The following is a 9,196-nucleotide window of genomic DNA, read 5'->3' on the forward strand; positions in this document are numbered from 1 at the left end:
CACGATGGTGGCGTCGAGATGGGCGAAGGTGGTGGCCGGTGCCGGGTCGGTCAGGTCGTCGGCCGGCACATAGACCGCCTGGAACGAGGTGATCGACCCCGAGTGGGTGGAGGTGATGCGCTCCTGCAGCTCGCCCATTTCGGTCGAGAGCGTCGGCTGGTAGCCCACGGCGCTCGGCGTGCGGCCGAGCAGCGCCGACACTTCGGAGCCGGCCTGCGAGAAACGGAAAATGTTGTCCACGAACAGCAGCACATCCTGCATCTTTTCGTCGCGGAAATATTCGGCGACGGTCAGGCCGGTCAGCGCGACGCGCATGCGGGCGCCCGGCGGTTCGTTCATCTGGCCGTAAACCAGCGCGATTTTGGACTCGTCCAGTTTTTTCTGGTTGATGACGCCGGCCTCGGACATTTCGTGATAGAGGTCGTTGCCCTCGCGGGAGCGTTCGCCGACGCCGGCAAAGACGGAGTAGCCGCCGTGCAGTTTGGCAATGTTGTTGATCAGCTCCATGATGACCACGGTCTTGCCCACGCCGGCACCGCCGAAGGCGCCGACCTTGCCGCCTTTGAGGAAGGGGCAGATCAGGTCGATCACTTTGATGCCGGTCGTCAGGACTTCGGGCTTCATGGACTGTTCGGTCAGGGCCGGGGGGCGGCGATGGATCGAGAAGCGCTGCTCGGTCTTGATGTCGCCGCGCTCGTCGATCGGGTCGCCGGTGACGTTCATCATGCGGCCCATCACGCCTTGCCCGACGGGGACGGTGATCGGGGCGCCGGTGGCGGTGACGGCCATGCCGCGCTGCAAGCCTTCGGCCGCGCCCATGGCGATGGTGCGCACCCAGTTGCCGCCGACATGCTGCTGCACTTCGAGCACCAGCTTCTGCGCGGCGCCGCCCGCTTCGTGTTCGACGACGAGTGCGTCATAAATTGCGGGCAGATCGGCAACGTTTTCGAATTCAACGTCGACGACCGGCCCGATGACCTGTACCACTTTTCCCTGACTCATGTGCGCCTCATTTCCCTGCAATTACTGTTATCAAATCCGCGGTTTCGACCGCCTGTATGTCTTGTTTAATCCGCTCCGGCCGCGCTGCCGAGCTCGAGGAGCTCGTTGGTGATGGCCGCCTGCCGCAGGTTGTTGTGGACCAGCTGGAGATGGCTGTCCATATCGCGGGCGTTGTCGGTCGCCTGCTTCATCGAGACCATGCGCGCGCTGTGTTCGCTGGCGCGCACTTCCCGCATGATCTGCAACAGCTGGTAGTCCAGACTGCGCAGCAAGAGCGATTCGTAGACCGTGTTGACGTCCGGCTCGAACTCGAATTCCGTAATGCCGTTCACGCCGGCCTCTTGCGCGGCCATTTTGGAGTGCTTGAGCGAGTCGGGCAGGCGGTCGAACGATTCCTGCACGCCGCCCACCGGCAGGAAGTTCCAGGTGAGCGGTTCCTGCTTGAAGGTGGAGATGTAGTCGCTGAAGACAATCTCCGCGCTGTTGATTTCCTCGTCGAGAAACAGCTGCGTGACGAAGCGGCAGACCAGGCGCGCCTCGGAGAGCTGCGGCGGATCGCCGTAGTCGAAGTCCACGATCAGCTCGCGGCCGGTGCGCTCGATGAACTGCGCGGCCTTGTTGCCGAGGGCAACGAACAGCGTGGTATCGCGATCGTACTGGGCCACTTCGCGGAAGACGTTGGTGTTGAGCGATCCGCACAGCCCGCGGTCGGTGCCGACCAGAATTACCAGCTTCAGCCCGCCCTCGCGCGTTTCCATCAGCCCGTGTTCGTAGGTGCCGACGTGCTGGGTGACCTGCGTGAGAATGTCGTTGAGCATGTCCGCATAGGGAATGCCGAAGGTCGCGGCATCCTGCGCTTTTTTCATTTTCGAAATCGCCACCATCTGCATGGCTTTGGTGATCTTGGCCATGGAGCGGATTGCCTTAATGCGCTGCCGTATGTCGCGTAGGTTTGCCATGATGGATCCGTTAGATGGTCGCCTGGTACTCGGCCAGTACGGCTTCGAGCGCCTCGATGATTTCCGGCGTCAGCTTGCGCTCCTTTTTGATCTGGTGGAGCAGCTTCGGGTTTTTGCTCCGAATGGACTCGATCCAGCGGTCGCGGGTGGCGTGGGTTTCTTCGGCGGGGGCTTCGGCGAAGACGCCCTTTTGGGCGGCCCACAGCTGGGCCACCTGCTCTTCCACCGGAATGGGGTTGTACTGCTTCTGCTTGAACAGCTCGGTGATGCGCTTGCCGTGCTCGATCAACGCGACGGTTTTGGCATCGAGGTCGGAGCCGAACTGGGCAAACGCCTTCATTTCGTAATACTGCGCCAGCTCCAGCTTCACCTTGCCGGCCACCGACTTCATCGCTTTGGTCTGCGCGGCCGAGCCGACGCGGGAAACCGAGATCCCGACCGACATGGCCGGGCGGATGCCCTGGTGGAACAGGTCGCCTTCCAGATAAATCTGTCCGTCGGTGATGGAGATGACGTTGGTGGGAATGTAGGCCGAGACGTCGCCGTTCTGCGTTTCGATGATCGGCAGCGAGGTCAGCGTGCCGCCGCCGTGGGTTTTCGACAGGCTGGCGGAGCGTTCGAGCAACCTGCTGTGCAGGTAGAAAATATCGCCCGGATAGGCTTCGCGGCCGGAGGGGCGGCGCAGCACCAGCGACATCTGGCGGTAGGCGACGGCGTGCTTGGAGAGGTCGTCGTAGACGAGCAGCGCATCCATGCCGTGGTCCATGAACCATTCGCCGATGGCGGTGCCGCTGAACGGGGCGAGATATTGCATGGCGGCGGAGTCCGCCGCGGTGGCGGCCACCACCACGCTGTATTTGAGCGCGCCGGTTTCTTCGAGCGTCCGCACGATCTGCGCAACGCTCGACTGCCGCTGGCCGATCGCGACATAGATCGAGTAGACGGGATGGATCTTGGTGTCGACCTCGACTTCCGCCTCGCGGTTGAGGCGCGCCTGGTTGATCATGGTGTCGATGGCGATGGTGGTTTTGCCGGTGGAGCGGTCGCCGATGATCAGCTCGCGCTGGCCGCGGCCGATCGGAATGACGGCGTCGATGGCCAGAATGCCGGTCTGGAGCGGGGCGGAGACGGACTGGCGGCCGATGATGCCGGGGGCGGGGCGCTCGACCGGATTCACATCGCCGGCGTCGATGGGACCCTTGCCGTCGAGCGGACGGCCGAGCGGGTCGACCACGCGGCCAAGCATGGCGCGGCCGCAGGGGATTTCGAGCAGGCGGCCGGTGGCGCGGACCGTCTGGCCTTCGCGGACGGTGTTGGCCTCGGAGAGTACGACGGCGCTGACGCTGTTTTCCTCGAGGTTCAGCGCCAGGCCCATGATGCCGTCGCCGAAGTCGATCATTTCGTTGAGGCGGACGTTGCGCAGGCCTTCGATTCGGGCCACGCCGTCGCCGATTTCCATCACCTTGCCGGTCTCTTCACAATGAGCGTCCGGATGGAACTGCTCCAGGGTTTGTTCGATCTCTGTTACGATTGATTGCATAATACGTTCGTCCGCCTTTCACTCCGAAAAATTCAATGTTGCAGCAGCATGTCTTTTAGTACGTCGAGTTGCCGCGCAAGGGTGCTGTCCGTCACCTGATAACCCTGCTCGAACCGCAAGCCGCCGAGCACCGCCGGATCGACGCTGAACTCGACCCCGGCCAGCGCGGCGGCGCCTTCCGTCCGCCCGGCCAGCTGTTGCCGTTGTTCGGGCGAGAGCGGGTCGGCGCTGACGATATGGATGCGGTTGGAGCGGATGTAGACCTCCAGCCGCTGGGCCAGACAGCGCAGCACCGGTTCGGCATTGCGCCCGATCTGCTGCGGCAACGTTTGCACCGCCGCCCGGATGCGCTCCGCATCCGGAACGCCGTCAGCCGTAACCGATTTCCAGAGCAGGCGCGCCTCGCGGCGATGTTGACGGGTCGGTTTCATGATTGCGGCTTCTCCGCCGGTGCGGTCATCCCGTCGATGGCCGATTGCAGCAAGCGCTCGCGATCGGCCTGGCCGAGGTTCATTTGGGTCAGTTTGGCGGTCAGCTTCACCACCATGGTTGCAATGTCGCCGCGCAGCTCGTTTTTAAGGCGGGCCTGGTCCAGCCGCGCTTCTTCGCGCGCCTGGGCCAGCAGCTCGGTTCCCAGCAGTTCGCAGCGCTGCTTTTCCTGGCTGACCATTTCGGCCATGTGCGCCCGGGCCTCGGAGACGACCCGATCCGCCTGTTCCTGCGCCGTTTTCAGCACCGCTTTGCGGGATTCTTCGACCGCCTGAAGCTCCTGCTGGATACGGGCATTGTTGGCGGCGGCCTCGTCGGCGGCCCGCTGCCGTTCCGCCACGGTTTTCATGACAGTCTTGAATACGAACTTGTTCAGGATCCACGCAATGATCAGGAATGCGATGGCCTGGGAGGTGAAATCGTACCAATTGACCCCGAATCGAGAGAACGGGTTTTCAGCGACTGCCAGTGTAAACAATGTGCTCATAATGCTCCGTCAGCTTTCCGGCTTATTTCAGGAAGATGGCGTAAAACACGCAGGCCTCGGCAAACGCAATGGCCAGAATGGCCTGAACCATGATTTTGCTGCTCGCGCCCGGGTTGCGGCCAACGGCCATTACCGCGCCGTAGCCAATCAAACCAACGCCGAGCGCTCCGCCGGCCGCCGCGATACCAATATGAATGGATTCCATTTCTTGCTCCTTCTCAGGGTTGTTTATGACGCATCCGGTTTTGTTTCCGAATGAGGTTCTTTTTCATCGTGACTGCAAATCAACATGACAAAAACGGCGGAAAGCAAGGTGAACACCAGTGCCTGAATCAGGCCAACGAGCACCTCCATCATGTAAAAGGGCACCGGCAACAGCCAGCTTAGCAACGGGACTTTGTGCAGCATGGTGTCCAAAACCACCTCGCCGGCAAAGATGTTGCCGTACAGGCGCAGCGCCAGCGAAAACGGCCGGATGACGATCGAAAGCACTTCCAGGAAGCCGACGGCGATAAAAACGATGACCATGGCCACGCGCATGACGCCGGCCGCCTCTCCGCTGAAGCCGAAAATGTGCTTCAGGAGGCCGACGGGTCCGTTTGCCTTCCAGGCCCAAATGAACCAGAAGAAGAAGAACAGCGCGCCAAGCGCGAGCGTCGTGTTGAGGTCGGCGTTGACCCCGCGGAACAGCGGCGTCGTTACCGCAAAGTGATGTTCGCCCTCCTGCCCCCAGCCGACGCTGCCGATGCCGGGAAACAGGCCCAGCAGGTTCGAGCAGAGAATGAAAACGAAGAAGGATCCCAGCAGCCAAAAGGTCTTTTTGGCCAGTTTTTCGCCCATGATCTCGGCCAGGAAGCCGTGTAGGGCAACCACCAGAGCTTCGACGGCGGCGGTAAAACGCGTGTTGCGATCGGCGCGAACCTGCAACTGGAACCGGATGGAAATCGAAATCAGAACGATCGCGGCCAGCCAGCCGGTGATCATCGAGTTGGTGACCGGCATCCCGCCGATGCTGAAAATCTCGGGGGCAAACGGCGAGAGGTGCGCCTCGTGTTCTTCGGCGGCCGCTTCGTGGGCGGTGCCTTCGGGGGCCACGTGTTCGATGGCGGTCGGTTCGCCGGCGGGGTGTTCGGCGGAATGGCAAAGATGCGAAAGGCCGAATAAGAAGATTGCCGCGAGCAGTCTCATCCAGCGCCCCGCCGGTTGGATACCGTGACCGAGTTGCTTATTGGATGAGGTTCCAGACATGGCTTTACATCTCCGTGCAGGACATGATCTCGTAGACCGTTTCTGCATCCTTGGCGGCTAATACTTTCTTGCGGTTGGCGTCCGACTGCAGCAGACGTCCGATTTCGGCCAGGCAACGCATGTGCGGCCCGACGCGGGCGGTGGAAGAAAGAATCAGAATGATGATGTTGGACCGCTGCCCGTCGGCGCTTTTGAAGTCGATCCCTTTTTTCTTCAGGCCGACCGCGACCAGCAGGTGATCGATGGAGTCGGCTTTGCCATGGGGAACCGCAATGCCGTTCTCCAGGCTGGTGCTCATCTTCTGCTCGCGCTCCATCACCACGCGCAGCGCTTCTTCCGGGTTCTTGAGGTGATGCTTGGCGTGGATCAGGTCGATCAGTTCGCTGATCGCGCCGTCACGGGTCGATGCATTCAGTTCCAGCCTGATGCAGGCGGGGTCCAAACTGCTCTTTAGCGTTTCGTTGGCCATGCTGTTTTCCTGCGACACGCACCGAGCCAAATCTTTCAAAAATGACGGCTGCACCGCGTGGTGTGCGTTATTTGTAAAAATTGAGCCGCGCACTCTACGGCGATGGTAAAGGGCCGTCTAGTCAATAATCGAGAATATTGATGTCAAGCGATGACAATGGTGATAAAAATTAGACTGCGGGTTTGACAAATGTACAAGGATGTCCATAAATGGCCACATTATGGAAATCGGCGTAAAACAAGTTGCGGAATTATTGAATGTTTCGGATAAAACCATTTACCGGTGGATCGCCGCTGCGCAGATCCCGTTTTACCGGGTGGGGTCGCAATATCGCTTTTCCCGCAGCGAAGTGCAGCGGTGGGTCGCGGCGCAGTCCTCGACGCCAGGCGATGTGCCTGCGGCGGTCGACGGCGCGGCGCCGGTATATCTGGAGCAATGCGTGCGGGCGGGCGGCATTTTTTACCGGGTCGGCGGAAGCGATGTGCGCAGCGTGCTCGAACAGCAACTCTCCCTGATGCGCCTGCCGCCGCAAGCCGATGCCGCGAATGTCCTCGATCTCTTGTGCGCACGGGAACAACTGGCCACCACCGCCGTCGGCGAGGGGATTGCCTTCCCGCATTGCCGCGATATCGTGCTGCAAGGGCTCGCCAGCCCCATGGTTTCCCTGGGCTTTCTCGAAAACCCCGTTGATTTCTATGCGATCGATAAACAGCCTGTCTCGATCGTTTTTCTTTTATTAAGCCCCTCGGCGCAGGCGAGCATCCGGGTGATGTCGCGGCTGGCCCATGCCGTCCGGCAACCGGCCTTCGCCGCCTTGCTGCAGTCGGTGGCGGCGCGGGAGAAAATCCATGCGGCGCTGGCCGAGATGGATCGGGATCTGGTTGCGCAATGAACAACAATCGGACAGGAGCCCAACCGTTGGAGCGGAAAAATCATGGATATAAGCCACACGAACTTCAGACCCCGGCCACCCCAGGCCTGAGGAGGGATTGCCAATGAACATCATGAACTACACCCGCCGCGAGGAATCGTGGCAGCCCGGCCTTGCATCCGGCCCGCGCGACGCCATCTTCTCGGCCATGCTCGAGCGGCTCTGCGGCAACGGGTTCTACACCGTGAACGACCAACTCTCGCACGAGTCGGTCCTGCAGGCGCTCATCGACCGCGAAGAGCGGCTCTCCACCGCCATGGGCGAGGGCATTGCCTTCCCCCACGCCAGGCTGGAGAACCTCAAGAAAGCCATCTTCGCCCTCGCGACCTTTAAGGAGCCCGTCGATTTCGACGGTAGCCCGGTGCGGATCATCTGCCTGATTCTGGTGCCCATCTCCGATCCGTCGATTTCGCTGAAGATCATGGCGCAGCTCACGCGCCTGCTGTCCGATGCCGATGTGCGGAGGCAAGTGCTCGATGCCGGCAATGCCGCCGAGCTGCGCAATATCATCAAGGCGCACGATCCGCGGATCGACAAGCCGATTCTGGCGCGCGACATCATGCGGCCGCCGCGCTTCAGCGTGCTCGGGGCGGAACCGGTATCGAAATGCTCGCACCTGATGAGCGTCAACAACCTGCACGCCGTGCCGGTGGTGGACGATCAGCGGCACATCCTCGGCGAAATCACCATCGAGCGCCTCTTCAAATATGGCCTGCCCGACTTCTTCGGCCAGCTCAAGAGCGTCTCCTTCATCGCCGAGTTCGATCCCTTCGAGAAATATTTCGAAGACGAAAGTTCGACCCTCTGTTGCGACATGATGGAGGAAAGCGCGCGGACCGTACCCATGGACTACACCATCATGGAAGCCGTGTTCGACCTGGCGATCAAATCCTGCCCCAAGCTCTACGTCGTCGACGAACAAAAGCGTTGGGTCGGCACGATCGACAAGGGCCTCGTTCTCGACAACGTGATCAACCACTAAGGAGCCAACCATGCTGTTCCCAATTCTCGTCTTCCTGGTGGTCTACTTCTTCATCGCCACCGAAATCATCGATAAAACCATTGCCGCGCTCATCGGCGCCGGGCTGATGGTCGGCCTGCACCTCGTCGGTTACGAGGAGGCGCTGCGCGCGATCGACATGAACGTGCTGTTCCTGCTCATCGGCATGATGGTCGTCGTCAACACTCTCACCGATACGGGCGTATTCGAATGGCTCGCCATCAAACTGGCGCGCGCCGCCAAGGGCAACGGCCTGCTGATCGTGGTCTTTTTCATGATCCTCACCGCCGTGCTCTCGGCCTTCCTCGACAACGTGACCACCGTCATCCTGATGGCGCCGATCACGATCCTGCTCTGCCAGCTGCTGGAAATGCCCGCCGCGCCGATCCTGATCATGGAGGCGATCTTCTCGAATATCGGGGGCACCGCCACGCTCGTCGGCGACCCGCCCAACATTCTGATCGGTTCGCAGACGCACCTGTCGTTCAACGACTTCCTGATCAACCTGACTCCGCCGGTGCTGGTGGCCATGGTGCTGCTGCTGGCGCTGATGGCCCTGCTCTTCCGCAAAAACACGCGCACGACCGAACAGACCCGCAAGCGCATCGAACAGTCGCGCCCCGAAAAGGCGATCCTCCAGCCCGTCGTGCTCAAAAAGTCGCTGCTCGTCTTCGCCCTGATCCTCGCCGGCTTCTTCGGCGGCCGCGTGCTCGAGATCGAACCGGGCATCATTGCCTTGGCCGGCGCGATGCTGATGGTGCTCGTCTGCAAAAAAGACATCCACCATTCGCTGATGCATGTGGAGTGGAACACGATCCTCTTCTTCTCCGGTTTGTTCATGATGATCGGCGCGCTGGAGCACGCCCACGTCTTCGAGGCCATGGGCGAATTCATCCTGCACATCTGTGGCGGCAACCTGATGGCCACCGCGCTCACCATCCTATGGTTCAGCGCCATCGCCTCCGCCATCGTCGACAACATTCCGCTGGTGATGGCGATGATTCCGCTGGTGAAGGGGATCATTCCGGTCTTCGCCCAGCAGATGGGGCTCGACGACCAGGCGCTGATCCA

11 protein-coding genes are annotated in these 9,196 nt (G+C 61.1%); 3 read left to right on the top strand and 8 right to left on the bottom strand.

Annotation, left to right across the window (positions count from 1 at the left end; all coding sequences use genetic code 11):
- The 8 genes from atpD to ABYO54_RS09905 form a co-directional block, all read right to left on the bottom strand.
- Positions 1 to 1,002: F0F1 ATP synthase subunit beta (gene atpD / locus ABYO54_RS09870; RefSeq protein ID WP_372808084.1), on the bottom strand; the 1,002-nt coding region annotated here is incomplete at its 3' end.
- Between the two features lie 65 nt (positions 1,003 to 1,067).
- Positions 1,068 to 1,961, bottom strand: a complete 894-nt coding sequence (gene atpG, locus ABYO54_RS09875; protein WP_372808085.1) for an ATP synthase F1 subunit gamma — start codon at positions 1,959 to 1,961, stop codon at positions 1,068 to 1,070.
- A 10-nt stretch (positions 1,962 to 1,971) separates the two neighbouring features.
- Positions 1,972 to 3,501 (bottom strand): F0F1 ATP synthase subunit alpha, encoded by a 1,530-nt coding sequence (atpA, locus tag ABYO54_RS09880; RefSeq protein ID WP_372808086.1) that lies wholly within the window; start codon positions 3,499 to 3,501, stop codon positions 1,972 to 1,974.
- 32 nt (positions 3,502 to 3,533) lie between these two features.
- On the bottom strand, positions 3,534 to 3,932 hold the full coding sequence (locus ABYO54_RS09885) for a F0F1 ATP synthase subunit delta (protein WP_372808087.1): 399 nt from the start codon (positions 3,930 to 3,932) through the stop codon (positions 3,534 to 3,536).
- A complete protein-coding gene (locus ABYO54_RS09890) occupies positions 3,929 to 4,477 on the bottom strand; it encodes a hypothetical protein (RefSeq protein ID WP_372808088.1) in 549 nt (182 codons plus the stop codon). Before ABYO54_RS09890 ends, ABYO54_RS09885 begins: the two co-directional genes overlap by 4 nt.
- 22 nt (positions 4,478 to 4,499) lie before the next feature.
- Positions 4,500 to 4,682, bottom strand: coding sequence for an ATPase (locus ABYO54_RS09895; protein ID WP_372808089.1), 183 nt, complete (start codon positions 4,680 to 4,682; stop codon positions 4,500 to 4,502).
- Positions 4,683 to 4,705: 23 nt separating this feature from the next.
- Complete coding sequence (locus tag ABYO54_RS09900) at positions 4,706 to 5,725, bottom strand: F0F1 ATP synthase subunit A (RefSeq protein WP_372808090.1); 1,020 nt, start codon at positions 5,723 to 5,725, stop codon at positions 4,706 to 4,708.
- 4 nt (positions 5,726 to 5,729) lie between these two features.
- Positions 5,730 to 6,194: a PTS sugar transporter subunit IIA gene (locus ABYO54_RS09905; protein ID WP_372808091.1), complete on the bottom strand. Its 465-nt coding sequence runs from the start codon at positions 6,192 to 6,194 to the stop codon at positions 5,730 to 5,732.
- A gap of 220 nt (positions 6,195 to 6,414) precedes the next feature.
- Here ABYO54_RS09905 and ABYO54_RS09910 point away from each other — a divergent pair, with 220 nt between their 5' ends.
- From ABYO54_RS09910 to ABYO54_RS09920, 3 genes are all read left to right on the top strand, one after another.
- Entirely contained in the window at positions 6,415 to 7,086 is a 672-nt protein-coding gene (locus tag ABYO54_RS09910; protein ID WP_372808092.1) for a PTS sugar transporter subunit IIA, read from the top strand.
- Positions 7,087 to 7,189: 103 nt separating this feature from the next.
- Positions 7,190 to 8,107, top strand: a complete 918-nt coding sequence (locus ABYO54_RS09915; protein WP_372808093.1) for a PTS sugar transporter subunit IIA — start codon at positions 7,190 to 7,192, stop codon at positions 8,105 to 8,107.
- Positions 8,108 to 8,117: 10 nt separating this feature from the next.
- Positions 8,118 to 9,196 (top strand): SLC13 family permease (locus tag ABYO54_RS09920; protein ID WP_372808094.1); only part of this gene is annotated, 1,079 nt, incomplete at its 3' end.

The organism is Pontiella sp., from assembly GCF_041622395.1.
GTDB lineage: Bacteria > Verrucomicrobiota > Kiritimatiellia > Kiritimatiellales > Pontiellaceae > Pontiella.

What these genes read in the sequence shown, in the direction of transcription:
- atpA (WP_372808086.1), bottom strand. Translation starts at nt 3,501, where the DNA reads ATGCAATCAATCGTAACAGAGATCGAACAAACCCTGGAGCAGTTCCAT.
- ABYO54_RS09895 (WP_372808089.1), bottom strand. Translation starts at nt 4,682, where the DNA reads ATGGAATCCATTCATATTGGTATCGCGGCGGCCGGCGGAGCGCTCGGC.
- ABYO54_RS09885 (WP_372808087.1), bottom strand. Translation starts at nt 3,932, where the DNA reads ATGAAACCGACCCGTCAACATCGCCGCGAGGCGCGCCTGCTCTGGAAA.
- ABYO54_RS09890 (WP_372808088.1), bottom strand. Translation starts at nt 4,477, where the DNA reads ATGAGCACATTGTTTACACTGGCAGTCGCTGAAAACCCGTTCTCTCGA.
- ABYO54_RS09910 (WP_372808092.1), top strand. Translation starts at nt 6,415, where the DNA reads ATGGAAATCGGCGTAAAACAAGTTGCGGAATTATTGAATGTTTCGGAT.
- atpG (WP_372808085.1), bottom strand. Translation starts at nt 1,961, where the DNA reads ATGGCAAACCTACGCGACATACGGCAGCGCATTAAGGCAATCCGCTCC.
- ABYO54_RS09915 (WP_372808093.1), top strand. Translation starts at nt 7,190, where the DNA reads ATGAACATCATGAACTACACCCGCCGCGAGGAATCGTGGCAGCCCGGC.
- ABYO54_RS09905 (WP_372808091.1), bottom strand. Translation starts at nt 6,194, where the DNA reads ATGGCCAACGAAACGCTAAAGAGCAGTTTGGACCCCGCCTGCATCAGG.
- ABYO54_RS09900 (WP_372808090.1), bottom strand. Translation starts at nt 5,725, where the DNA reads ATGTCTGGAACCTCATCCAATAAGCAACTCGGTCACGGTATCCAACCG.